Source organism: Microbacterium esteraromaticum, from assembly GCF_017303215.1.
GTDB classification, from domain to species: domain Bacteria; phylum Actinomycetota; class Actinomycetes; order Actinomycetales; family Microbacteriaceae; genus Microbacterium; species Microbacterium esteraromaticum_C.
Genome location: NZ_JAEMWU010000001.1, coordinates 1,317,360 through 1,342,140, shown reverse-complemented (window position 1 = coordinate 1,342,140; position 24,781 = coordinate 1,317,360). Strand labels below are relative to the sequence as shown.

Genomic DNA, 24,781 nt, shown 5'->3' with positions numbered 1-24,781 from the left:
AGAGGGGATCCCCCAAGCATCCTCCCTCCAGATCGAGGTCCTCATGTCTCGCACGGCGCCAGCACGCCGACGCGGACGCCGTGCGCAACAGGACGGTCCGCGCGCCACGTTCCGCCAGCTCCTCCCCTTCCTGTTCGAGCATAAGAAGGTGCTCGTCGTGGTCGCGGTGCTCAGCATCGTCGGCGCGGCGGCGTCGCTCGTGCAGCCGCTGCTGGTCGGGCAGGTGATCGACCGTGTGCAGCGTGACGAGGCACTCGGCACGCTGGTGTGGTTGCTGATCGCGTTCGTTATCGCCGCCTCGGTGATCTCGGGCTACCAGCACTACCTGCTGCAGCGCACCGGCACAGCCGTGGTGTACTCCAGCCGCCGCAAGCTCATCGCGCGAATCCTGCACCTGCCGATCAGCGAGTTCGACTCGCGACGCACCGGCGACCTGGTCTCGCGCGTCGGCACCGATACGACGCTGCTCTACGCCGTTCTGACGCAGGGGCTGGCGGATGCCGTCGGCAGCAGCATCCTGTTCGTCGGCGCGCTGATCGCGATGCTGATCATCGATCCGCTGCTGTTGCTGCTGATCGTCGTCGTCATCGGTGCCTCGGTCGTCGTGGTCGTGGGGCTCAGCGGCCGCATCCGCACCGCATCCGCCGCCCAGCAGCACAAGGTGGGCGAACTTGCCTCCGGCGTCGAACGGGGTATCTCGTCGATCCGCACCATCCGCGCTTCCGGTGCGACGGCGCGCGAGACCGCAGCGGTCGATGAGCTCGCCGGCGAGGCGTACGGACTCGGTGTGCGGATTGCGAAGATCTCGTCGATGGTCGTCCCGATCGCCGGCATCGCCCTGCAGCTGTCGTTGCTCGTCGTGCTCGGTGTGGGCGGTTTCCGGGTGGCATCCGGCGCCCTGACCATCGCGTCGCTGGTGACCTTCATCATGTTCCTGTTCATGCTGATCATGCCGCTGGGGCAGGCGTTCGGCGCGATCACCTCGGTCAATCAGGCGCTCGGTGCGCTGGGTCGCATTCAAGAGGTGCTGGATCTGCCGACCGAGAGCCAGGACGACGAATCGGATGCCACAGTCACCGCCGCCCCGGTCGTCGGCGCCCCGGCCATCGAGTTCCGCGATGTGCGCTTCCGTTACCCCGACAACGTCATCGCCGCGCGTGAGGCCGCCGCGAAGGAGGCACAGAACCTGCTGGTCGACGCACACCTGGAACACGCCTCGGACGATGTCCGGGCCGATATCGACCGCGACGTGCTCAAGGGTGTCTCGTTCGCTGTGCCGCGCGGTGCACGCGTCGCGTTGGTCGGGCCGAGCGGCGCCGGCAAGAGCACGATCCTCTCGCTTGTCGAGCGCTTTTACGATCCGACGGGCGGATCGATTCGCCTGGCCGGGCACGATGTGCGCACCTACCCGCGTGAGCAGCTGCGCGCGCAGTTCGGGTACGTCGAGCAGGATGCCCCCACGCTCGCCGGAACGCTGGCCGAGAATCTGCGTCTTGCCGCCCCGGAAGCCACCGACGAGGAGTGCGAACGGGTGCTGCGTTCGGTGAACCTCGGCGATGTGCTCGAGCGCAGTCCGCTGGGGCTGGCTGCGCCAGTCGGTGAGGACGGCGTGATGCTCTCGGGTGGTGAGCGCCAGCGTCTGGCCATCGCACGCGCCCTGCTGACCGAGGCGCCGATTCTGCTGCTGGACGAATCGACCTCGTCTCTGGACGGTGTGAATGAGCAACGGATGCGAGAGGCGATCGACGCCGCAGCCGAGGACCGCACGCTGCTGGTCATCGCCCACCGTCTCTCGACCGTCGTCGACAGCGATCTGATCGTCGTGCTGCGTGACGGCGTCGTCGAAGGACAGGGTACTCACGACGAGTTGATCGAGTCGACACCGTTGTACCGGGATCTCGCACGGCATCAGCTTCTCGTCTGAGCATCGGGTGGCGCCGACACCCCCACTTCGCACCGAGACCCCGTCGTATGGACGTCCATACGACGGGGTCTCGGCGGTATCTAGGGGTCTCGGCGAGTCAGGACGCGGGCGTACTCTGAAGCATGCGTTCCTGGTACCTGCGTGCGCGCGAGTCGTTCTGGTTCGTGCCCGCGCTCTTCGCTCTCGGCGCGGTCGCACTCGCTCTGGCACTGATCGAGGTCGACCGCCTACTGCTGGAGACCGGCATGGCCGTGCCTCTGGCGACCGGTGGCCTCTCCGCCACCGGTGGGCGCGCGATACTCACCGTGATCGGTGGCACGATGCTGGGCGTGGCCGCGACCTCGTTCTCGATCACCATCGCCGTGCTCGCCACCGCTTCGTCGACCTACGGACCGCGCCTTGTGCGCAACTTCATGGCTGATCGGGGCAACCAGGTGGTACTGGCGGTGCTCACCTCGACGTTCTTGTACACGCTCGTCGTGCTGCGCGCCGTGCGCACCGAACAGGATTCCAGCGACGCGTTCGTGCCGGCCCTCGCTGTCGGGTTCGCCGTCGTCCTTGCCGTGTGCGATGTCGCGGTGCTGGTGTACTTCATCCACCACATCGCTCGGTCGGTGCAGGTCACCACGCTGCAGGCCCGGGTGTCCGACGAGCTGATGGCCGCGATCGACTTGCTGTACCCGTCTGAGCGCGAGCGCACCGAGGATGCCGTCGAGTTCGCCGGCCTGCGCGCGGCGGGAGTCGTCACCGCTGCACGAGCCGGGTACGTGCAACACGTCGATCTGCCCGCGCTCACCGAATATGCGCGCCAGATGGATGCGCTCATCCAGGTGCTGGCTCCTCCGGGGCGTCATGTGCTCGCCGGCGACGCTCTCGCCCGGGTCCTCCATTCCTCGGAGGACGACGTCGAGCTCGGTGCGGATCGCCTTGAGAGAACCGTACGGGCGGCGATCACCATCGAGCGCTACCGCACGCCGCAGCAGGACCTGCGCTATGCCGCGCAGGGGCTGACCGAGACCGGGATCCGTGGACTCGGCAGCGGCACGAACGATCCCTACACCGCCGTCTCGGCGATCGATGCGCTCGGAGTTGCCCTGACCGAGTTGTTCCGTCGCCCACCGGCAGCAACCGTGCACTCCGACGCGTCGGGCCGTGCACGCGTACTGTGCGCGTGGCCGACCCCCACGCAGGTGCTCGCCGATGTGATGCTCGCCCTGCGCACCTACGCGATGGGGCATCCTCTCGCCGTGCACGCCGCAATCCGGATGCTGATGCGTATCGAAGCGGTAGCCGTGGGTGAAAACCGGAGGGCCATGCGTGACGAGGTCGCGGCGTTCCGCCAGGCGTACCTCGCAGCCTCGCCCACAACGGTCGACACGACGCCCATCGTGGCCTCGTTGGACGGCCTGATCACCCGCGTGGACGCACCGAGAGCATGACGCGACGCCGGGATGCCGGCGACCACTCAGCCATGGGTCGTCTCCGGCATTCCGGCGTCGCGAATCTGCGTTGGAGGTTCAGCGCGCGGTGCTCAGGCGGTAGCGCAGTGCCTCCAGCTCGCTGTGCAGCGCGGCCGGGAGCGTGTCGCCGAAGACCTTGTAGAACTCCTCGGTGGAATCTGCCTCGGCCAGCCACGCATCGACATCGACGTCGAACAGCTCATCCAGATCGGCGTCGGTGACGTCGAGGCCGTCGAGGTTGAGGTCTTCGCGCAACGGCAGGCGTCCGATCGGGCTGTCGACGGCGGCGACTTCGCCCGAGATACGGCGGATGATCCAGTCGATCACGCGCGAGTTGTCGCCGAAACCGGGCCAGAGGAACCGACCGTCCTCCCCGCGGCGGAACCAGTTGACCTGGAAGATGCGCGGAGCGCGATCGAACCGCAGCGAGCGGCCGACCTTCAGCCAGTGGCCGAAGTAGTCGCCCATGTTGTAGCCGCAGAACGGCAGCATCGCGAAGGGGTCGCGGCGCAGTTCGCCGACCTTGCCCTCAGCCGCGGCGGTGCGCTCGGACGAGATGGTCGACCCGAGGAACACGCCGTGGGTCCAGTCGGTCGCCTCGACGACGAGCGGCACGTTGCTGGCACGGCGTCCGCCGAACAGGATGACATCGAGCGGCACGCCCTCGGGGTCCTCCCAGTCCTCGGCGATCTGCGGGCACTGCGATGCAGAGACCGTGAAACGCGAGTTGGGGTGCGCGGCCGGGCGACCCGAGTCCGGCGTCCAATCGTTGCCCTGCCAGTCGATCAGATGCGGCGGCGGGGTCTCGGTCAGTCCTTCCCACCACACGTCTCCGTCGGGACGCAACGCGACGTTCGTGAAGATCGTGTTGCCCCACAGCGTCTCGACCGCGGTGACGTTGGTCGACTCGCCTGTTCCGGGCGCCACGCCGAAGAATCCCGCCTCGGGGTTCATCGCGTGCATCCGCCCGTCCTCGCCGGGACGGATCCAGACGATGTCGTCGCCGAGCGTCTCGACCTTCCAGCCGGGGATGGTGGGGCGCAGCATGGCCAGATTGGTCTTGCCGCACGCCGAGGGGAACGCCGCGGCGACGTGGTACGCACGACCCTTCGGGTCGGTGACCCGGATGAGCAGCATGTGCTCGGCCAGCCAGCCCTCATCGCGGGCGATCACCGACGCGATGCGCAACGCGAAGCACTTCTTGGCGAGAATGGCGTTGCCGCCGTAGCCCGAGCCGTACGAGTACACCTCGAGCGTGTCGGGAAAGTGCACGATGTACTTCTCATCGTTGCAGGGCCATTCGACGTCTGCCTGGCCCGGCTCGAGCGGAGCGCCCACCGAGTGCACGGTCTTGACCCACGGCGCGCCCTCGGCGATCTGGCGGGTGACTGCGTCGCCGACGCGCGTCATGATGCCGATGGATGCCACCGCGTAGGCGCTGTCGGTGACCTGGACGCCGATGTGCGAGAGCTTGCCGCCGACGGGACCCATCGAGAACGGGACGACGTACATGGTGCGGCCGCGCATCGAGCCTTCGAAGACGCCATCGAGCGTGGCGCGGATCTCGGCCGGGGCGACCCAGTTGTTCGTGGGGCCGGCGTCTTGCTCGCGCTCGGAGGCGATGTAGGTGCGTCCCTCGGTGCGCGCGACGTCGCTGGGGTGCGAGCGGGCGAGGTAGGAGCCTGGGCGCCACTCGGGGTTGAGTTTGAGGAGCTTGCCCTCGTCGACGAGGGTGTGCATCAGGGCGTCGTTCTCGGCGCGCGACCCGTCGATCCAGTGGATGCGATCGGGCTGAGTGAGCGCGGCGATGCCATCGACCCACTCGCGCAGCTCAGCCATGGCCGGGGTGTCATACGCGGGCACGGCACCGAAGCTGCGCAGCGGTGCGGCGGCAGGGATGCTGGGTGCGTACGTCTCGGCGAGTGCCATGTCTGCTCCTTGATAGGGGATGCGATACGTCCATCATCCGTGAGTTTTCCTTTCACTTTCGGGCGGTTTGCGTTGAAAGAAAAGCTGATCTTTCGGCTATGCTCAAGGAATGGCGAGCACCAGCGGACTCGAACTCAGCACTCTCGGACATCGCATCCGGCACCACCGCACGGCGAAGGGCTTCACTCTCGATGACCTCGGCGCGCGAGTGGGGATCGCCGGTTCGCAGCTCAGCCTGATCGAGAACGGCAAGCGCGAGCCGAAGCTGTCGCTGTTGCAGGCCATCGCCGATGCGTGCGCCACCGACGTCGCCGACCTGATCTCGGGAGAGCCGCCGAACAAGCGCGCCGCTCTCGAGATCGAACTCGACCGCGCGCAGGCCAGCCCGGTCTTCCGTCAGCTCGGCATCTCACCCATCCGGGTGTCGAAGGGCATGAGCGACGAGACCATCGAGTCGGTTCTCGGCCTGCACCGCGAATTGCACCGCCGTGAGAGCGAAGCCATCGCCACGCCGGAAGAAGCCCGTCGCGCCAACACCGAGATGCGTCTGACGATGCGCTCGAAGGGCAACTACCTTCCCGAGATCGAGGCTCTCGCAGAGAAGCATCTCAAGGCCGCGGGGCACATCTCGGGCGCGCTGACGCACCGCACGGTCAGCATCATGGCCGAGAAGCTCGGTTTCGAACTCATCTACGTCGACGATCTGCCCCACTCGACCCGCTCCATCACCGACCTCGAGAACGGCCGCATCTACTTGCCACCGGCGTCCATCCCCGGCGGTCACGGACTGCGATCGATGGCACTGCAGGCGATGGCGCACCGGCTGCTGGGCCACACCCCTCCGACCGACTACGCCGACTTCCTGCAACAGCGCCTGGAGATCAACTACTTCGCGGCCTGCTGCCTGATCCCCGAGACCGCGGGCGTCGCCTTCCTGCAGCAGGCCAAGAAGGACCGCAACCTCGCCGTCGAGGACTTCCGCGATGCGTTCGGCGTCACCCACGAGGCCGCGGCCATGCGCATGACCAACCTCATGACGCACCACCTCGACATGCGCCTGCACTTTCTGCGCGTCGACGAGAACGGCGCCATCACGCGGGTGTACGAGAACGATGACCTCCCCCTGCCGATGGACGTCACCGGTGCGGTCGAAGGCCAGCCGGCGTGCCGCAAGTTCTCGGCCCGCGCCGCGTTCGAGCAGCGCAACCGTACGACCGAGCACTACCAGTACACCGACACCCCGTCGGGCACCTACTGGTGCGCGACGCAGACCGGTTCGGCCAGCGACGGCGGGTTCTCGATCACCGTGGGCGTCCCCTTCGATGACGCCCGCTGGTGGCGCGGACGCGAGACCCAGCACCGCGCACAGTCGAGCTGCCCCGACGAGACGTGCTGCCGACGGGCATCCGCCGCGATCAGTCAGCGCTGGGAAGGGCGCGCCTGGCCGAGCGCCCGCGTGCACACGCACATGTTCTCGCCGCTACCGCGCGGCGCCTTCCCCGGAGTCGACGACAGCGAGGTCTACTCGTTCCTCGACCGGCACGCCGGCGAGTAGAACACGTGGCGCACCTGTCCGGGGCGGTTGCCGGCACGCGTCACTGAGAACAGGCTCGTTCACGAGAACAGGATGAATCCCGCCGATTCAGCCTGCTTCGGGTAACGAGCCTCTTCTCGTGGACGCGTGTCAGCGTCGGCGCAGCGTCAGGGTCTGTGACGACGTACCCAGTGGCCCTGCCTCGTCGCTGAGCACCGACTCTGTCAGTCCGATGCCGCCGGGGCCGAACGACACCGACGTGTCGAGACCGATCCACTCGCCCTGTGGCTCGCGGAACAGGCTCGCGGTCAGGTCGACGTTCGGATAGAGCAAGTCGTTGGGTGACACGCGGATCGCGATACCGTTGGCGAAGTCGAGCGCCCCGAGCATCCGCGCGCGCGCCGACACCGCTTCATCCGCCAGCAGCGGCACCGTCGGACGAAGCCAGCTCTGAGCCCGCCCCGGCCCGAAATCGCGGTGCCGGAACTCCACCGAACGGATCGCCCCGCCCTGCCAGCCGGCGTCCATCCTCCAGCCGGCGAGGTCCACGCGCGGTGGCATGGACGCCAGCGACGTGCCGGCGAGGTCGTCCGTGTCGCCGGTCTGCAGCATCCACGCCCGCAGTGTCAGCGCCGCGCGCCCGCCCTGGCTGAGCGTCGCCTCGACGAGTTCGATGGTGCGGCCGGGCCGCACCACGCGGGTGCTGACCTCGAACGCGGCCATCGGGATGACACCGAGGATGTCGTAGTTGGCCCGCGCGAGCACCAGCGGCGTATCCGCGCGGCGCACCGCGTGATCGGCCTCGATGATGTGCGCCAGCAGCCCCAGCACCGGAGCGACGTGCTGCTCGTCGGGGTTCCATGCTCCGCCGACATGGTCGGTGGGCTCGAACTCGGTCGCAGACAGTCGACGGAAGTAGCAGCTCACAGGGTCATCCTCTCGCACTCGGGCGTCGGAAATCCCAGACGTTCCGCGCCCCGCACGGCATGTCACCACCGGACACGCCGGTGCGACGGCATCCGATCTGGGATTTCCGACACGAGACCGACCCGCACCGGCCGACACGCACCGCCCGACGCGCGCCCGCCTCGCACCGGCCGAACAGGCTCAGGCGTTGAGCGTCACCTCGCGGCGCGGCGGAAGCACCACCGGGTGCGCACCGGCCATCACTTCGAGCACGCGCACCACCTGGCACGAGTAGCCGTACTCGTTGTCGTACCAGACGTACAGCACCACATCGCGATCGTTGGCGATGGTTGCCAGACCGTCGACGATGCCGGCACGGTGCGAACCGACGAAGTCCGTCGAGACGACCTCGGGGCTCTCGACGTAGTCGATCTGCTGACGCAGCTTGGAGTGCAGCGACGCGCGGCGCAGGTAGTCGTTGAGCTGGTCCTTGGTGGCCGGGTTCTCCAGAGTGAGGTGCAGCACGGCGAGCGAGACGTCGGGCGTGGGAACGCGGATGGCCGAACCGGTGAGCTTGCCGGCCAGTTCGGGCAGTGCGCGGGCCACGGCCTTGGCCGCTCCGGTCTCGGTGATGACCATGTTCAGCACCGCCGAGCGGCCGCGGCGGTCGCCCTTGTGGAAGTTGTCGATCAGGTTCTGGTCATTGGTGAACGAGTGCACGGTCTCGACGTGTCCGCGCACGATCCCGTATGCCTCGTCCATCGCCTTGAGCACCGGGGTGATCGCGTTCGTGGTGCACGAGGCGGCCGAGACGATGCGGTCATCGTCGGTGATGGTCGAGTCGTTGATGCCGTGCACGATGTTCTTCAGCTCGCCCTTGCCGGGGGCCGTCAGCAGCACGCGGGCAGCACCCTTGGCCTGCAGGTGGCGGCTCAAGCCCTCTTCATCGCGCCAGCGTCCGGTGTTGTCGACGATGATCGCGTCGCGGATGCCGTAGGCGGTGTAGTCGACCGTGGACGGGTCGTCGGAGTAGATGACCTGGATGCGGTTGCCGTTGGCGATGATCTGGGACTTCTCCTCATCGACGTCGACAGAGCCCTCGAACCGTCCGTGCACCGAGTCGCGCAGCAGCAGCGACGCACGCTTGACGAGGTCGTTCTCGGCCCCGCGACGCACGACGACGGCGCGCAGGCGCAGTCCGCTTCCGCCCCCGGTGTGCGCGATGAGGATGCGCGCGAGCAGTCGGCCGATACGTCCGAATCCGTACAGGACGACGTCAACGGGCTCGGCCGGTTCGGCCCCGAGCGCCGGGGCGAGCGCCTCGCGCAGATAGTCGACCAGGTCGCGGTCGCTGCCGGCGTGCTCGGCGATCAGACGGGCCACGTCGATGGACGACGCACCGGGCTTGATCTCGCACAGGGCCTCGAGGACGGCGAGGGTGTCGTCGAGCTCGAGGCGTCCGTGGCCGAGCGCGGCGACGCGCTCGTGCACTTCGAGGATGCCGGTGGTCGAGAGCCCGAGCAGACGATGACCGTGCAGCGACGTGACGACGTCACGGGTGCGGTTGAGCTTGCCGATGAGCGGGATCATCCGCTCAGCGAGTTCTTCGTCTGCCTGCCATTCGTCGCGATGCGTCGCGATGTCGTACATGTGCGTCCTTGCGGTGGTGCTGGGCGCCGGATGGGCGCGGCGCGGCGGGAACGGGCGGATCTGCCCGCTTCCAGCGTACGAGCCCACCCCTGAAAGGTCGTGCGGATCCGGTGCGCAAGAACGACGGTTGCGACGATCCCGTTAAGTTTCGCGATTCGGATGCCCGCTGGCGCGCAGGATTCGCGTGATTCTGCGCCGGTTGCTGAGGACGGGTGCGGGTCGCATCGCGCCCGATGTCGCGGGCGGCGCCTAGGCTCGGCTCATGGCCGAACTGCACGACCTGACCGCGATCGACCAGGTGGCGGCGCTACGTCGCGGTGAACTCTCGCCCCTCGAGGTGGTGACGCACTATCTGGCGCGGATCGCGCGCCTGGATGACCGTGTTGGCGCGTTCGTCGAGGTGACGGCGGATGCTGCACGCGAGCGCGCGGAGAGTGTGACGCGGGCCGAGCCGGTCGGCGCTCTGTGGGGGTTGCCGTTCGCTGACAAGGACCTCGTGCCGCGGGCCGGTGTGCCGACGCGGTTCGGGTCGCGTCTGCATCAGGATCTCGTTCCGGACGAGACTGCCGATCAGGCCGCCGTGCTCGATGAGGCAGGCGGTATCAGCCTGGGCAAGACGAGTACTCCCGAGTTCGGTCTGACCGGGTACACCGAAACGCAGATCGGACCGCCCGCGCGCGACCCCTGGAACCTCGACAACGGTGCAGGCGGCTCCAGCGGAGGCGCTGCCGCGGCCGTTGCGGCCGGTCTGCTGCCGCTTGCGCCGGCATCCGACGGCGGCGGATCCATCCGCATTCCTGCCGCGACGGTCGGCGTCGTCGGCATCAAGCCGTCGCGGGGCCGAGTGCCGTTCGCCTCGGGGCTGGACAGCCCCGGCGGGCTCGCGGTCGCCGGCCCGATCGCGCGCACGGTGGCCGACGCCGCGCTGCTGCTCGACGTGCAGGTCTCGGGGAGGCCGTACGGGTACGCCACGCGCGCTCCAGGGTCCGGGCCGTTCGGCGAAGCGGCGCAGCATCCGACGACCTTCGCGCGCATCGGCGTCACCACGGTCTCGCCGTGGGATGACGACGAAGACATCCGACTCGATCCCGACGCGGCGCGTGCCGTCGACGTCGCGGCGGCACTGCTGTCGGATGGCGGGCACGGAGTCGACCCGTTCGATTGGCGACCCCGCGGGTACGCCGAGATGTTCACGACGATCTGGCGGATGAGCGCGGCGCGCATGACGCTGACCGATGCCGAGTTGGAGTTGGTCGAGCCGATCACGGCGTGGCTGGTGCGCGAGGGGCGCGCACTCAGCGGCGCTCAGGTGCTGGAGGCGCTCACGGCAGCATCCGCATTCGAACGCGACACGATCACCGCCTTCGCGCCGTTCGACGCCGTGCTCACTCCCGCGCTCGCGCTGCCGCCGCAGCCCGTCGGCTGGTTCGACCGGGCGGATGCCGCGCGCGGCTTCTCTCAGCAGGTGCAGTACGCGCCGTACTCAAGCTTCGTGAACGTCGCGGGCCTACCCGCCCTCGTGCTGCCGGTGACCGTCGACGCTTCAGGCCATCCGGTGAGCGTGCAGTTGATCGGTCGCCCCGGCGGCGAAGCTCAGCTCGTCGCTCTGGCGGCAGGACTCGAGCGGCAGATGGGTGCATTGCCGCATCCGGCGCTCTGGAGTCTCTGAGCACGACTAGCCTGGTGCGATGACCACGACGTTGCATGCCCGCGCCGTTCTGCTCGACATGGACGGCACCCTCGTCGATTCGACCGCGGTGGTGGAGCGGATCTGGCTGAAGTGGGCCGAGCCGCACGGGCTCGACCCGGCGCACGTGCTGGAGGTCGTGCACGGACGGCAAGGACATCAGAGCATGGCGATCATGCTGCCCGAGCGCGACCATGCGATCAACCTGCGAGAGAACGACGAGATGCTCGCACGTGAGACCGGCGATGTCGACGGGGTCGTCGCGATCGCCGGTGCGGCCGCTCTTCTGGAGGCGCTGCGCGGGCAGCCCCATGCCATCGTGACAAGCGCGGATGTCGCGCTGATGACGGCGCGGATGGATGCCGCCGGCCTGGCGGTCCCCGAGGTTCGGGTCACCGCTGAAAGCGTGTCGGCGTCGAAGCCGCACCCCGAGGGGTTCTTGAAGGGCGCGTCGATCCTGGGCATCGACCCGGCCGACTGCATCGTCTTCGAGGATTCGGCCGCCGGGGTCGAGGCGGGACTCGCCGCCGGTATGCGCGTGATCGGCGTGGGGCAGCACGCCGCCGCACACGGCCCGACGCTGGCCGTGCCCGACCTGACGCACGTCACGATCACCGAGACCGCTGAGGGAATCGCCCTGTTCGTCGAGTGACGCTCAATCGCTTCCACTCACACGCAGCGCTTACTCGAGCCCCCACTCCTCGTTCTGTCCGTCGGGTGAGACCCAGGTCTGCGGCGGCTCGTCAAACTGCACCGCCGAGGTCAGCCAGTAGGTCTCGTCGGGATTCCAGCCTGCGATGACCGACGCACGGCCATCACCCACCTCGATGGCTGTGCCAGCGACCGCGAGATAGGCTCCGGTCTGCAGATGCACGGCATCGTAGTGCTGGGCGACGGACGCCCAGTCCGGGATCACCCACTCCCCCACACGCCCGGTCGTGCGATACCAGTCGTGCCGGCGGGATGCCGTGACCACCAGCGGGAATCGGCGGCAGAGGTCTGCCCACGCCTGCGGCCCGTCGATCTCGAACACGCGAGCATCGGGTGCGATCGTCGCGCGGTGCGCGAAGCCGCGTTCCCAGCCCAAGCCGTCCTCGACGAACCACAGGGCGGCAGGGCTACCGTCGAAGGTCTCGCCTGCTGTCGACGGGGCAAGCCACGCCGGCATCGACCACCAGTCACCGCTCATGTTCGCTGCGGGGTCGACCGGCCCGTCGCGTTGCGCCTGCTGCTCGCCTTCGATCATTCGGGCGCGATGCTGGCGCAACTCCTCGGCAGAGATCGCTCGAGGCGCGGCGATGCCTTCGTCATCCCACTGCACAGCCCACTGTGCTTCTCGCAACATCGGCCACCACCACGACGAAAACGCCGGCGCCAGGTGCACGGCGACCCGCTGCAACGCATCACGCATCTCGGGGGTCGCCGCCAGTTGGTCCTCCCCGTCGGGCTCCTGCCAGTACCGCGCCATGTCGATCGAGCGCGCCAGTGCCGATCTCGCGTGCGCCTGGGACGGCTCGGCGAGCGTCACCTGTGCGAGCACGTGTGCCGCTTCTGCGGGCGACATCGTTTCGGGTTCTGCTGGCGGCCCGTCGCCGATCCAGATCATGGTCCCCGCCGACTCGAACGCGCGGGTAGCGACGCGTACAGCACGCGAGAGCTGCCATTGCGCCTTCTGCTCCTCGACGGCCATCGCGTACTCCAGAAGAAGGCGTCGCCCGCGTGGGCCGGCGAGTAGGTCGTCGATCTGAGGCTCCCGTTTCACGCCCCCAGGCTATGCGAGTGACGCTCAGTCGCGGGTGTAGTCCTCGAAGATCAGAGTGGTGCGGGTCGAGCGGATCGACGGGATCGCCTGGATGTCCTCCAGCACGATGCGGCGCAGATCGCGGGCATCGCTGGCCCGCACGAGCAGAATCACGTCGAAATCGCCGCCGACCAGCGCCATGTGCTCGACCTCGGGGATCGCGCGCAGCCGGGCCTGCACGTCCTGCCACGTCGCCTGCTCGATCGCGAGCATCACGTAGGCCGACGCATGATGGCCGAGCTGCACCGGGTCGGTACGCACCGTGTACCCCGTGATCACCCCGAGGTCGGTGAGTCGTTTGATGCGGGCGTGAGCCCCGGCACGCGAGATGTGCACGGCCTCGGCGATCGCCGTCATCGAGGCGCGCGCGTCGCGGCGCAGTTCGGCGAGGATCGCGTGATCCGTCGCATCCATCTCGGCCATCAGAGCTCCTTCGATCTGTCACAGAATCCTGACACTCTGCACGCAGTACACGCAATACCTGACCAGACGTTCAGGAATCAGGCGAAACGGTTGGACGACTGGCACGGAGAGAGGATGCTGAGATCACCCGTTCGGCGAAGGAGGCGAACATGAGCGACCGCGTGCTCACCCCCGAGACCCTGCTGCCCCGTGACGAGCCGGTGCGTCTGATCGCCCCGGACGGCACCGCCGAGGCCGACCAGCACTACCAGATGCCCGACCTCGAGCATCTGCGTGATGCCTACCGTGCGCTCGTCGAGGGCCGGCGCATCAACGATCAGGCCAGCGCGCTCGTGCGCCAGGGTCGCCTGGCGGTGTACCCCTCATCGCACGGGCAGGAGGCGTGCCAGGTCGCCGCCTCGCTCGTACTCGGCGAACGCGACTGGCTGTTCCCGACGTACCGTGACTCGGTCGCCGTGATCGGCCGCGGGGTGAGCCCGGCGGATGCCATGGTGCTGCTCGCCGGCGACTGGCACTCGGGCTACGACCCCACCGAACACCGCGTCGCCCCGCAGGCCACCCCCCTTGCCACGCAACTGCTGCATGCCGTGGGCTTCGCGCAAGCGGCCAAGTACCGCGGCGAGGACACCGTGGTGCTGGCCTTGTGCGGTGACGGCGCCACCAGTGAGGGAGACTTTCACGAGGCGCTCAACTTCGCCGCCGTGTTCGGCGTACCCGTGGTCTTCTTCGTGCAGAACAACGAGTTCGCCATCTCGGTGCCGCTGTCCCGTCAGAGCGCCGCCCCCTCACTCGCCCACAAGGCGGTCGGCTACGGCATGCCCGGCCAGCGTGTGGACGGAAACGATGTCGCCGCTGTGCTCTCGGTGCTCGGCGACGCCGTCGATCGTGCGCGCGCCGGCGAAGGACCATCGCTGATCGAGGCGCACACCTACCGCATGCAGGCGCACACCAACGCCGACGACGACACCCGCTACCGCGAGCGTGCCGAGGTGCAGGCCTGGATCGAGCGCGACCCGCTCGCCCGCATGCGCGCCTACCTGACCGCGCATGACGCACTCGACACGGCCACCGAGGATCGGATCGCCGCTGACGCCGAACGGATCGCCGCCGATCTGCGCGCAGCGCTGAACGCCGACACCGACCTCGACCCCGAAGACCTGTTCCGCTTCGTCACCACCGATCGCACCCCGCAGCTCGACGAGCAGTGGCAGATGCTGCGCGACGAGATCGCCCGCGGGGCAGCATCCGATGCCGTGTCACCGACGGGAGGATCCCGATGACCATCGCGCACGACGACGTCCGGCTCGACGCCGGGGCCCCCACCACGCAGACGATGACGATGGCGGCCGCGCTCAATCTCGCCCTCGCCGACGCGATCCGCGACGACCCCGCTGTCGTCGTGTTTGGTGAGGACGTCGGCGCCCTCGGAGGCGTCTTCCGCATCACCGACGGACTGACCGAACGCTTCGGTGAGGAACGGTGCTTCGACACCCCGCTGGCCGAGTCCGGCATCGTCGGCACCGCAGTGGGTATGGCCATGAACGGCATGCGTCCCGTCGTCGAGATGCAGTTCGACGCCTTCGCGCTGCCCGCCTTCGAACAGGTCGTCAGCCACGTCGCCAAGCTCGGCAACCGCACCCGGGGCGCGGTGCGCCTGCCGATGGTGATCCGGATGCCCTCGGGTGGCGGCATCGGCGGCGTCGAGCATCACTGCGACTCGTCCGAGGCGTACTACGCGCACACTCCGGGGCTCACGGTGGTCGCACCGTCCACCCCGCAGGACGCCTACTCAATGCTGCGCGCGGCGATCTCCTCGCCCGACCCGGTGATCTTCATCGAGCCGAAGAAGCTGTACTGGACCAAGGACGAGGTCGACACTACGCAGGTCGCCCATCTCGGAACAGCGCGCATCGCCCGCGAGGGCACGGATGTGACCGTGCTCGCCTACGCCGCCATGGTGCCGGTCGCGTTGGAGGCGGCCGAGATCGCAGCATCCGAGGGACGCAGCGTTCAGGTCATCGACGTGCGCTCGCTGTCGCCGTTCGACGACCAACTCGTCACCGCCGCGGTGCGCGCAACGGGGCGAGCCGTGGTCGTCGCCGAGGCACCCGGGTACGTCAGCGTCGCCGGTGAGATCCAGGCACGCGTCTTCGAGCGCTGCTTCGAGTACCTCGAGGCTCCGGTACGCCGTGTGACCGGGTTCGATACCCCGTTCGCGCCGCCGAAGCTGGAGCACTTCTACCTGCCCGACGCGGATCGCGTTCTCGACGCTATCGACTCGCTGCACTGGGACGACGACGAGGAGACGCGATGACCACGACGACCGCAAGCGTGTTCCGCCTGCCCGACCTCGGCGAAGGGCTCACCGAGGCGGCGCTCGTGCAGTGGCTGGTACAGGTGGGCGATGAGATCAGCACCGACCAGGCTGTGGCCGAAGTCGAGACCGCGAAGAGCGTGGTGGAGTTGCCCTCACCGTTCGCCGGCACCGTCACGGCGTTGCATGGTCAGGCCGGCGAGACGATCGCCGTTGGCGCGCCCGTGCTTGAGGTGTCCTCCCCCGCCGCCTCTTCCCCTCACGAGGGGTCACCCTCCGCGCCCGAGGGATCACCCCCCACCCACGAGGGGTCACCCCCCACCCACGAGGGGTCAAGAAACGCTGGGTCCGCGGGGGCGGAAAGCGTTCTTTCTGACCCCTCGTGGGAGGGAGCTGACGAGGCGGGAGACAAGCCCGGGGCGGCCGAGAAGGAGGCGTACCGCGCCGAGGAACGCGCGGGCGGTGCAGACACGAACGGTGCGGATGCCGGAGGTTCGGGCAACGTCCTGATCGGCTACGGCACCACCGAACGATCCTCCTCAGGACGTCGGCGTGCCCGTGCCGTGCCGCGCTCGCAGACGCCCGCGCCGGTGGCGTCCGCTCCCGTCGCAGATGCTCCCGCGCCACCGGCCGCCGAAGCCGCACCGCGTCGCACCGTGGCCGTGCGCTCACCGCTGGTGCGCCGCCTCGCCCGTGACCTCGGCGTCGACGTGCACACCATCACCGGCACAGGCTCCGATGGGGCGATCACTCGCGGCGACGTGCTGCGCGCAGCCGTCGACGGGGCAGTTGACGGGGTGGCCGCTCCCGTGGCATCCGCCACACCGGCATCCGCTCCCGTGGCATCCGCCGTCTCACCGTCGGATGCCCTCGCCGTGACGTCCCGCGAGAAGCTCAGTCCGCTGCGCAAGGCCGTCAGTGCGAAGCTGACGCGCAGCCGGTCCGAGATTCCCGAGGCGACGGTGTGGGTCGACGTCGATGCCACGCGACTCTGGCAGTTGCGCGCAGAGATGGCATCCGAGGGTGAGCGGGCGCCGTCGCTCACCGCACTCGTCGCCCGGTTCACGGTGCTTGCGCTGGCGGAGTATCCGCTGCTGGCCTCACGGCTCAGCGACGACGCCGACGAGATTCTGTCGTTCGACGGCATCAACCTCGGGGTCGCCGCCGATACCGATCGTGGCCTGCTGGTGCCGGTCATAGCGCGAGCGCACGAGCTGTCGGTCGGTGAGCTCGACGCGCAGTTGCGTGAGCTCGCCGATGCTGCCCGTTCGGGGCGCATGCCGCCGGAACGCCTGCGCGGATCGACCTTCACGCTGAACAACTACGGCAGCCTCGGCGTTGACGGATCCGCGGCGATCATCAATCACCCCGATGTCGCAATCCTCGGTATCGGCCGCATGATCGAGCGTCCGTGGGTGGTCGACGGCGAGATCGTGGCCCGGCGCATCGCTCAGTTGTCGCTGGTGTTCGATCACCGGGTGTGCGACGGCGGCTACGCGGCCGGCTTCCTGCGCCGGGTGGTCGAGTTGATCGAGCATCCGCTGCGCGCCTACCGAAGAATCTGACCCACCCCTCACCCGTCTATTCGTCACAGACCTGGCGAAAAGGAGAGACATGACCGACGCATTCCTCATCGGCGGCGCGCGCACGGCGGTCGGCCGCTACGGCGGTGCGCTGGCGGGTGTGCGCCCCGACGACCTCGCGGCGCTCGTCGTGCGCGCGGCTGTCGATCGCGCCGGAGTGCCCGACGCCGAAATCGACGAGGTCATCCTCGGCGCGGCGAACCAGGCCGGCGAGGACAACCGCAACGTCGCCCGCATGGCCGTGCTGCTGGCCGGGTTGCCCGATGAGGTGCCCGCGATCACCGTGAACCGGCTCTGCGCCTCGGGGATGTCGGCGATCGCCATGGCCGCGCAGGCGATCCGTGCGGGCGATGCCGATGTGATGGTGGCGGGCGGTGTCGAATCGATGACCCGGGCACCCTGGGTGCAGGCCAAACCCGAGCGCGCCTGGGCAAAACCCGGCGCGGCATTCGACACGTCGATCGGGTGGCGGTTCACGAATGCGCGCCTGCTCGCCCGCGAGAAGGCGACCTTCTCGATGCCCGAGACCGCCGAAGAGGTGGCACGGCGCGACGGCATCACCCGTGAGGATGCCGATGCGTTCGCCCTGCGCAGCCAGCACCGGGCGATCGCGGCGGTGGATGCCGGACGCTTCGCCGACGAGATCGTGGCCGTGCCGACCCGCGCGGGCGATGTGCTCGTCGATGAAGGCCCACGGCGCGACACCAGCCTCGAAGCACTCGCAGCGCTGCGCCCGGTCGTTCCCGGCGGGAGCGTCGTCACGGCCGGCAACTCGAGCTCGTTGAACGACGGCGCCTCTGCGGTCGTGGTCGCGAGCGCAGAAGCCGTGCGCCGATTCGGGCTGCGCCCGCGTGCCCGCATCGTCACCGCGACGACGGCGGCACTGGCCCCCGAGATCATGGGACTCGGCCCGGTGCCGGCCAGTGAACGCGCGATGAAACGGGCCGGGCTCGACGTGTCGGCGATCGGAGCGGTGGAGCTCAACGAGGCGTTCGCGACGCAGTCGCTGGCATCCATGCGGCGTCTGGGGTTGGATCCCGACATCGTCAACCGCGACGGCGGGGCGATCGCGCTCGGGCATCCGCTCGGTTCAAGCGGCAGCCGCATCGTCATCACACTGATGGGGCGCATGGAGCGCGAAGGCGCGGGCCTCGGCCTCGCGACCATGTGCGTCGGGGTGGGCCAGGGCAGCGCGATGATCCTGGAGCGGGTCGCATGACAGGCCGGCTCGCGGGAGCCGAGGTCACGAGACGCACGCCGTTCCCGTCGCACTTTCTCACGCATCAACGTCCGGGATGCGGGAGAAACTGCGACCGGAACGCGCAGGCTCTCCTCTGGCGATGCGGAGGGAGCCGATGACCGAGCCGCTGCTGATCGAGCGCCACGCCGACCGCGTCGTCGCGACGCTGAACCGGCCCGACAAGCGCAACGCGATCGATCAGGACATGATCGACGAACTGCACGCGTTGTGCGGCGAGCTTGAGGCCGATCCGCGCACGCTGATCCTGGCGGGCTCCGACACCGTCTTCGCCGCGGGCGCCGACATCGCCCAGTTGCGCGAACGGCGCGCCGAAGACGCCCGCCGCGCCATCAACGCCACCGCGTTCATCCGCATCAACGAGCTGCCGATGCCGGTGATCGCCGCGGTCAGCGGGTACGCGCTGGGTGGCGGCGCCGAGCTCGCCTACGCCGCCGACCTGCGCATCAGCTCACCGACGCTGAAGATCGGCAACCCCGAGACGGGATTGGGCATCATGGCCGCCGCCGGGGCGACCTGGCGTCTGCCCGAGATCGTCGGTCACGCGCGCGCGGCCGAGCTGCTGCTGACCGGTCGCGTGCTTGACGCCGATGAGGCGCTCAGCTGGGGCCTGATCTCGGCGATCCATCCGGTCGACGGCCTGCTCGAGGCCGCGCATGCGATGGCCGACCGCATCGCCGCGAACGATCCGCGGGCGACGCAGCACACCAAGCGGGCGCTGCGCGCCTCGCGCGATCAGCACCCGGATATCGAGTGCGAGCTGCAGGCCGAACTGTTCGAGAGCGATGAGAAGGAGCGGCGCATGACCGAGTTCCTGCAGCGGAGGGCGAAGCGATGAACGCACCGGATCACGTCGGCGTGCTGGGTGGGGGCCGGATGGGCGCGGGCATCGCCCACGCCTTCCTGCTCGCCGGAGCGCGCGTGAGCATCGTTGAGCGCAACGATGAGAGTGCGGATGCTGCCGCGCACCGTGTCGCCGAGAGCATCCGCCGCTCCGCTGAGCGGAACCCCACGCTCGACCCGGCCGAGGTGTCTGCGCGGCTGCGGACGGGCATCGATCTGACGGTGTTCACCGACGCCGGCCTGGTGGTCGAGGCGGTTCCCGAGGACCGCGGCCTGAAGCAGGATGCCCTCGCCCGCGTCGATGCCGTGCTCAGCGACGGCGCGGTGCTCGCTTCGAACACCTCGTCGATCTCGATCGATGATCTGGCTGCCGAGCGCCGCGACCCGACCAGGTTTCTGGGGATGCACTTCTTCAACCCGGTGCCAGCCTCGGCGCTGGTCGAGATCGTGCGCGGCGCGGACACGGATGCCGACGTCGTCGACAGTGCGCGGGGCTGGGTCGAGGCGCTCGGCAAGACCCCGATCGTGGTGCGCGACTCCGCCGGGTTCGCCTCATCGCGGCTCGGGGTGATGCTCGGCCTGGAGGCGATCCGGATGCTGGAAGAGGGCGTCGCCAGTGCGTCGGACATCGACGCGGCGATGACGCTCGGCTACCGGCATCCGATGGGTCCGCTGCGCACGACCGACATCGTCGGACTGGACGTACGACTCGGCATCGCCGAGGAGCTCGCCCGTGAACTGGGCGACCGGTTCGCACCCCCGCAGCTGCTGCGCACGATGGTCGCCGAGGGGCGACTGGGCCGCAAGAGCGGCGAAGGCTTCTACACGTGGAACGAGGAATGATGAACACCGAGATTCTGCCCAGCTACGTCCGCGGCGACTGGTGGACCCCTGCCGTCGCCGGCGGCACCGCGGTGCGCGATGCGTCGACCGGTGAGGTTGTCACGCACGTCAGCACCGAGGGCCTTGATCTCGGGGGTGCCCTGGAGTACGCCCGCACGGTCGGCCAGCAGAGCCTCGCGGCGCTGACCTTTCATCAGCGTGCGCTGCTGCTGAAGCAGTTCGCGCTGGCGCTGACCGAGCGCAAGGACGAGCTGTACGCGCTTTCGGCCCGCACCGGGGCGACGAAGACCGACTCGTGGGTCGATATCGACGGCGGCATCGGTGTGCTGTTCTCGTACTCGGGCAAGGGCCGGCGCGAGCTGCCGAACAGCACAGTGCACGTCGACGGGCCGATCGAACCGCTGTCGAAGGACGGCTCGTTCTTGGGCCGGCATGTGTACACGACGCTGCCCGGCGTCGCCGTGCAGATCAACGCCTTCAACTTTCCGGTGTGGGGCCCGCTCGAGAAGCTCGCGCCGGCGTTCCTCGCCGGAATGCCGACGGTGATCAAGCCCGCGACGCCGACGGGGTATCTGACCGAAGCGATGGTGCGCATCCTCGTCGAGTCGAACCTGCTGCCCGAAGGCTCGGTGCAACTGGTCAGCGGCAGCGTGCCGAACCTGTTCGACCACCTGCGGCTGGGCGACCTCGTCGGATTCACCGGCAGCGCCTCGACCGCCGAGATTCTGCGCGCCCACCCCGCAGTGCAGACCGGCGGCGTGCGGTTCACGGCCGAGACCGATTCGATCAACGCCTCGGTATTGGGCACCGACGCGGTCGAGGGCACACCCGAGTTCGACGCCTACGTGCGCCAACTCGTGGTCGAGATGACGACGAAGGCCGGGCAGAAGTGCACCGCGATCCGTCGCGCGGTCGTTCCCACGGCCGTCGCAGATGCCGTCGTCGACGCCGTGCGCTCGCGCATCGAGGCGAAGACGGTCATCGGCGACCCCCGCGCAGAGGGCGTCACCATGGGCCCCTTGGCCTCGGCCGCGCAACGCGATGAGGTGCGGAGGCAGGTGCAGAAGCTGGTCGACGGCGGCGGTCGGATCGTGATCGGCACAACGGATGCCCCCGAGGTGCGTCTGGCCGACGGCACCACCGGCACCGCGACCGGCGGCGCATTCGTCTCGCCGGTACTGCTGCGTTTCGACCGCGCGGATGCCGACGCCGTGCACGCCGTCGAGGCATTCGGCCCAGTCTCGTCGCTGATCACCTACGACACGATCGCAGAGGCCGCCGACATCGTCGCACGCGGCGGCGGTTCGCTGGTGACCAGCATCGCCACGCACGACCCCGCGCAGGCCGTCGCGTTGGCGACGCGGATCGCGCCGTTCAACGGTCGGATGCTGCTGCTCGACCGCGACGATGCGCGGTCGTCGACGGGGCACGGCTCTCCCCTGCCCGGTCTGGTGCACGGTGGCCCTGGCCGTGCCGGCGGCGGCGAGGAGCTGGGTGGCATCCGCGCCGTGCTGCACCACATGCAGCGCACCGCCGTGCAGGGATCGCCCGAGATGCTCACCGCTCTGACCGGCATCTGGCACGCCGGCGCCAGCGCGAACGCCGGCGACCGGCATCCGTTCCGCAAGGCGCTGTCGGAGCTGCGTATCGGCGACCGGATCTCATCGGATGCCCGTGAAGTCACGCTCGACGACATCGAGACGTTCGCGCACTTCACCGGCGACACGTTCTACGCGCACATGGACGAGGAATCCGCCGCGGCCAACCCGTTCTTCCCCGGCCGCGTCGCACATGGTTACCTGCTGGTCTCGTGGGCAGCGGGGCTGTTCGTCGATCCCGAGCCCGGCCCCGTGCTCGCCAACTACGGCCTCGAGAATCTGCGGTTCATCACACCGGTGTCGCCGGGTGACAGCATCCGCGTCGATCTGACCGCCAAGCAGATCACGCCGCGCGAGACCGACGAGTACGGCGAGGTGCGCTGGGACGCTGTGATCCGCAACCAGGACGATGAGATCGTCGCGACGTACGACGTGCTGACACTGGTCACCAAGGAGGCGGCGGCCGAGGTCGTGACGGCGTGAGGGAGATGATGCGACGCGACGCCGCCTCGGCGATGCTCGGCATGACCGTCGAGGTCGACGAGCCGGGGCGCGCGGTCGTGTCGATGACCGTGCGCGACGACATGCTCAACGGCTTCGCGATCACCCATGGTGGTCTGGTGTTCGCTCTCGCCGATACGGCCTTCGCGATCGCCTGCAACGAGGACGAGCGGGTCACCGTGGCATCCGGCGCAGACATCACCTTCCTGAAGTCGACGGGTGCCGGTCAGGTGCTGTCCGCGACGGCCGTGCGACGGGTCGTCAGCGGACGCACCGGCCTCTACGACGTGACCGTGCGCGATGAGACCGGCGACGTGGTGGCCGAGGTGCGAGGCCGGTCGATGATCACGAACCGGGCGGTGGAGTGAGGGTTTCCCCGCGCTCACCCCCGCATCGCGAGCACGAACGGCAGCACCTCACTCGCGCCGGCGCGCCGCAGTTCGCGGGCTGCGACGGTGAGCGTCCACCGGCTGTCGACCTGATCATCGACGAGCAGCACGGGCCCCTCGGGGACGTCGAGACCTTCGGCGCTGAAGCGCTCCCAGAGCCCGGCGAGGCGGAACACGCTGTTGCCGCCGGGCTGTCCGCTCGGGCCGCCGCCGGCGAACGCCAGCGAGCCCAGGTACGGCAGCCGCCCGATCTCGGCGATGCCGCGCGCGAGTGACTCGACCAGCAGCGGGTGCGAACGCGACGGCATCCCGACAACGGCGACCGGCCGACGCTCCCAGCCCCAATCCGCGAGCACGCGCACGCAGGCACCGAGCACCTGCGGAGAGACAGGAGCATCCGCGGCTCCTGCGGCAAACATCTCGCGCAGCGTGCCGCCCCAGCCCAGATCGGTCAGGCGCGCCAGCGCCCGGCCCTCCCCCGCCTGCTCCTCTGCCGGGATGCGTCCCTTCACCGGAACGCCGACGCGATCCGCGCCGGTCGGCCATTGTTTACGCGGTTCGAGCGGCACGCCGACACGGTCGAGCGACTGGCCGGCGGCATCCGCGGCCGACGATCCGATCTCGGCCGGGAACCACACGCCGGCACAGTTGTCGCAGCGCCCACACGGGGCCGCGGTGTCGTCGTCGAGCGAGCGCTGCAGGAACTCCATCCGGCATCCGTCGGTCTGCTCGTAATCGATCATGTGCTGCTGCTCTGCGCGGCGCTCGGCCGCGATGCGCTCGTAGCGTTCGGCGTCGTACGTCCACGGCTGCCCGGTCGCGACCCAGCCGCCCTGCACGCGCCGCACCGCGCCGTCGACGTCGAGCACCTTCAGCAGCAGCTCCAGCGGGGTGCGGCGGATGTCGACGATGGACTCCAGTGCCGGCGTCGAGATCGGCGCGTCGCCGAGCGCAGCGATCACCCGCTCGGCGCGCTCCCGGTCGGGCATGGAGGCCGTCGCGAAGTAGTGCCAGATGTCGCGGTCTTCCACGCCCGGCAGCAGCAGTACGTCGGCGCTCTCGCTGGCACGTCCTGCACGGCCCACCTGCTGGTAGTACGCCACTGGCGACGATGGCGCACCCAGGTGCAGCACGAACCCGAGGTCGGGCTTGTCGAACCCCATGCCCAGTGCGCTCGTGGCGACGAGCGCCTTCACCTCGTTGCGCTTGAGTCGGCCTTCGAGGTCGGCCCGCTCCTCAGCATCGGTCTGCCCGGTGTACGCGTGCACCTCGTGACCGTGCTCGCGCAGCAGCCGCGCGGTGTCGACGGCGGCGGCCACCGTGAGTGTGTAGATGATGCCCGAGCCCGGAAGGTCGTTCAGGTGGCTGAGCAGCCAGGCGAGCCGCTGCGTCGAGCTCGGCAGACGCAGCACGCCCAGACGCAGGGATGTCCGCGCGAGCGGCCCGCGGATCGTCAGCACACCGGCCGGCCCGCCCGTGGCATCCGACCCCACCGCATCAAGCTGCTCGGCAACGTCGGCGACAACGCGGCTGTTTGCCGTCGCGGTCGTGGCGAGCACGGGCACACCCGCGGGCATCGCACTGATGAGGTCGCGCAGCCGCCGGTAGTCCGGGCGAAAATCGTGACCCCAGTCACTGATGCAGTGCGCCTCATCGACCACGAGCATGCCCAGACGCTGCACGAGCGCGGGCAGCTGCTGCTCGCGGAACGCCGGGTTGTTCAGCCGCTCGGGAGACACCAGCAGCACGTCGACCTCGTCACGGTCGAGCTGGGCGAGCACCTCGTCCCACTCGTGGGCATTGGTGGAGTTGATGGCGACCGCGCGCACACCGGCCCGCTCGGCCGCGGAGATCTGGTCGCGCATCAGCGCCAGCAGCGGCGACACGAGCACCGTCGGCCCCGCGCCCTGCCGGCGCAACAGCAGCGTGGCAACGAAGTAGACCGCCGACTTTCCCCACCCGGTGCGCTGCACCACCAGCGCCCGGCGCCGCCCGTCGACCAGCGCCTCGATCGCCTCGTACTGGCCATCGTGGAACTCGGCATCGGGCCGCCCGACCAGCTCGCGAAGCGCGTCGAGGGCGGCCGTGCGGGTGTCGGAGGAAGCCATACCTCCACTCTGCCGCACGCCACCGACGCT

19 protein-coding genes are annotated in these 24,781 nt (G+C 69.1%); 13 read left to right on the top strand and 6 right to left on the bottom strand.

What is annotated here, in order from left to right; genetic code table 11:
* Window positions 1–43 precede the first annotated feature (43 nt).
* Together JF543_RS06045 and JF543_RS06040 are read left to right on the top strand one after the other, a co-directional pair.
* Entirely contained in the window at window positions 44–1,924 is a 1,881-nt protein-coding gene (locus JF543_RS06045) for an ABC transporter ATP-binding protein (RefSeq protein ID WP_206823226.1), read from the top strand.
* Window positions 1,925–2,046: 122 nt separating this feature from the next.
* Window positions 2,047–3,363 carry a DUF2254 domain-containing protein gene (locus JF543_RS06040; RefSeq protein WP_206823224.1) on the top strand — a complete coding sequence of 439 codons (1,317 nt, stop codon included), beginning with the start codon at window positions 2,047–2,049 and terminating at the stop codon, window positions 3,361–3,363.
* A gap of 78 nt (window positions 3,364–3,441) precedes the next feature.
* Here JF543_RS06040 and JF543_RS06035 read toward each other — a convergent pair whose 3' ends face one another.
* Window positions 3,442–5,313, bottom strand: coding sequence for a phosphoenolpyruvate carboxykinase (GTP) (locus tag JF543_RS06035; protein WP_206823222.1), 1,872 nt, complete (start codon window positions 5,311–5,313; stop codon window positions 3,442–3,444).
* 109 nt (window positions 5,314–5,422) lie between these two features.
* Here JF543_RS06035 and JF543_RS06030 point away from each other — a divergent pair, with 109 nt between their 5' ends.
* Entirely contained in the window at window positions 5,423–6,868 is a 1,446-nt protein-coding gene (locus tag JF543_RS06030) for a helix-turn-helix domain-containing protein (protein WP_206550268.1), read from the top strand.
* A gap of 129 nt (window positions 6,869–6,997) precedes the next feature.
* Here JF543_RS06030 and JF543_RS06025 read toward each other — a convergent pair whose 3' ends face one another.
* Both JF543_RS06025 and JF543_RS06020 read right to left on the bottom strand, forming a co-directional pair.
* A complete protein-coding gene (locus tag JF543_RS06025) occupies window positions 6,998–7,774 on the bottom strand; it encodes an acyl-CoA thioesterase domain-containing protein (protein WP_206823219.1) in 777 nt (258 codons plus the stop codon).
* Between the two features lie 180 nt (window positions 7,775–7,954).
* Window positions 7,955–9,403 (bottom strand): glyceraldehyde-3-phosphate dehydrogenase, encoded by a 1,449-nt coding sequence (locus JF543_RS06020; RefSeq protein WP_206823217.1) that lies wholly within the window; start codon window positions 9,401–9,403, stop codon window positions 7,955–7,957.
* Window positions 9,404–9,665: 262 nt separating this feature from the next.
* Between JF543_RS06020 and JF543_RS06015 the strand changes: the two genes are divergently transcribed.
* Entirely contained in the window at window positions 9,666–11,072 is a 1,407-nt protein-coding gene (locus JF543_RS06015) for an amidase (RefSeq protein WP_206823214.1), read from the top strand.
* A 19-nt stretch (window positions 11,073–11,091) separates the two neighbouring features.
* Complete coding sequence (locus JF543_RS06010) at window positions 11,092–11,742, top strand: HAD-IA family hydrolase (RefSeq protein ID WP_206823211.1); 651 nt, start codon at window positions 11,092–11,094, stop codon at window positions 11,740–11,742.
* Window positions 11,743–11,772: 30 nt separating this feature from the next.
* On the opposite strand, the gene JF543_RS06005 is transcribed toward JF543_RS06010, so the two are convergent.
* Both JF543_RS06005 and JF543_RS06000 read right to left on the bottom strand, forming a co-directional pair.
* Complete coding sequence (locus JF543_RS06005; protein WP_206823207.1) at window positions 11,773–12,852, bottom strand: hypothetical protein; 1,080 nt, start codon at window positions 12,850–12,852, stop codon at window positions 11,773–11,775.
* 24 nt (window positions 12,853–12,876) lie between these two features.
* On the bottom strand, window positions 12,877–13,314 hold the full coding sequence (locus JF543_RS06000; RefSeq protein WP_179411477.1) for an Lrp/AsnC family transcriptional regulator: 438 nt from the start codon (window positions 13,312–13,314) through the stop codon (window positions 12,877–12,879).
* 149 nt (window positions 13,315–13,463) lie between these two features.
* Here JF543_RS06000 and pdhA point away from each other — a divergent pair, with 149 nt between their 5' ends.
* The 8 genes from pdhA (at window position 13,464) to paaI (ending at window position 22,622) form a co-directional block, all read left to right on the top strand.
* Window positions 13,464–14,594: a pyruvate dehydrogenase (acetyl-transferring) E1 component subunit alpha gene (gene pdhA / locus JF543_RS05995; protein ID WP_206823203.1), complete on the top strand. Its 1,131-nt coding sequence runs from the start codon at window positions 13,464–13,466 to the stop codon at window positions 14,592–14,594.
* Entirely contained in the window at window positions 14,591–15,628 is a 1,038-nt protein-coding gene (locus tag JF543_RS05990) for an alpha-ketoacid dehydrogenase subunit beta (protein WP_206823200.1), read from the top strand. The genes pdhA and JF543_RS05990 overlap by 4 nt, the downstream gene beginning before the upstream one ends.
* The gene (locus JF543_RS05985; protein WP_206823197.1) at window positions 15,625–17,193 is read left to right on the top strand and encodes a dihydrolipoamide acetyltransferase family protein; all 1,569 of its coding nucleotides are present in this window, start codon (window positions 15,625–15,627) and stop codon (window positions 17,191–17,193) included. Before JF543_RS05990 ends, JF543_RS05985 begins: the two co-directional genes overlap by 4 nt.
* A gap of 49 nt (window positions 17,194–17,242) precedes the next feature.
* Entirely contained in the window at window positions 17,243–18,430 is a 1,188-nt protein-coding gene (locus tag JF543_RS05980) for a thiolase family protein (protein ID WP_206823194.1), read from the top strand.
* Between the two features lie 136 nt (window positions 18,431–18,566).
* A complete protein-coding gene (locus JF543_RS05975) occupies window positions 18,567–19,307 on the top strand; it encodes an enoyl-CoA hydratase/isomerase family protein (protein ID WP_206823191.1) in 741 nt (246 codons plus the stop codon).
* Window positions 19,304–20,155 (top strand): 3-hydroxyacyl-CoA dehydrogenase family protein, encoded by an 852-nt coding sequence (locus JF543_RS05970; protein WP_206823189.1) that lies wholly within the window; start codon window positions 19,304–19,306, stop codon window positions 20,153–20,155. Before JF543_RS05975 ends, JF543_RS05970 begins: the two co-directional genes overlap by 4 nt.
* Window positions 20,155–22,236 carry a phenylacetic acid degradation bifunctional protein PaaZ gene (gene paaZ, locus JF543_RS05965; RefSeq protein WP_206823187.1) on the top strand — a complete coding sequence of 694 codons (2,082 nt, stop codon included), beginning with the start codon at window positions 20,155–20,157 and terminating at the stop codon, window positions 22,234–22,236. Before JF543_RS05970 ends, paaZ begins: the two co-directional genes overlap by 1 nt.
* Window positions 22,237–22,241: 5 nt before the next feature.
* Complete coding sequence (gene paaI, locus JF543_RS05960; protein WP_206823184.1) at window positions 22,242–22,622, top strand: hydroxyphenylacetyl-CoA thioesterase PaaI; 381 nt, start codon at window positions 22,242–22,244, stop codon at window positions 22,620–22,622.
* Between the two features lie 14 nt (window positions 22,623–22,636).
* Here paaI and JF543_RS05955 read toward each other — a convergent pair whose 3' ends face one another.
* Window positions 22,637–24,751, bottom strand: coding sequence for a RecQ family ATP-dependent DNA helicase (locus tag JF543_RS05955; protein ID WP_206823182.1), 2,115 nt, complete (start codon window positions 24,749–24,751; stop codon window positions 22,637–22,639).
* Between the last annotated feature and the right edge of the window lie 30 nt (window positions 24,752–24,781).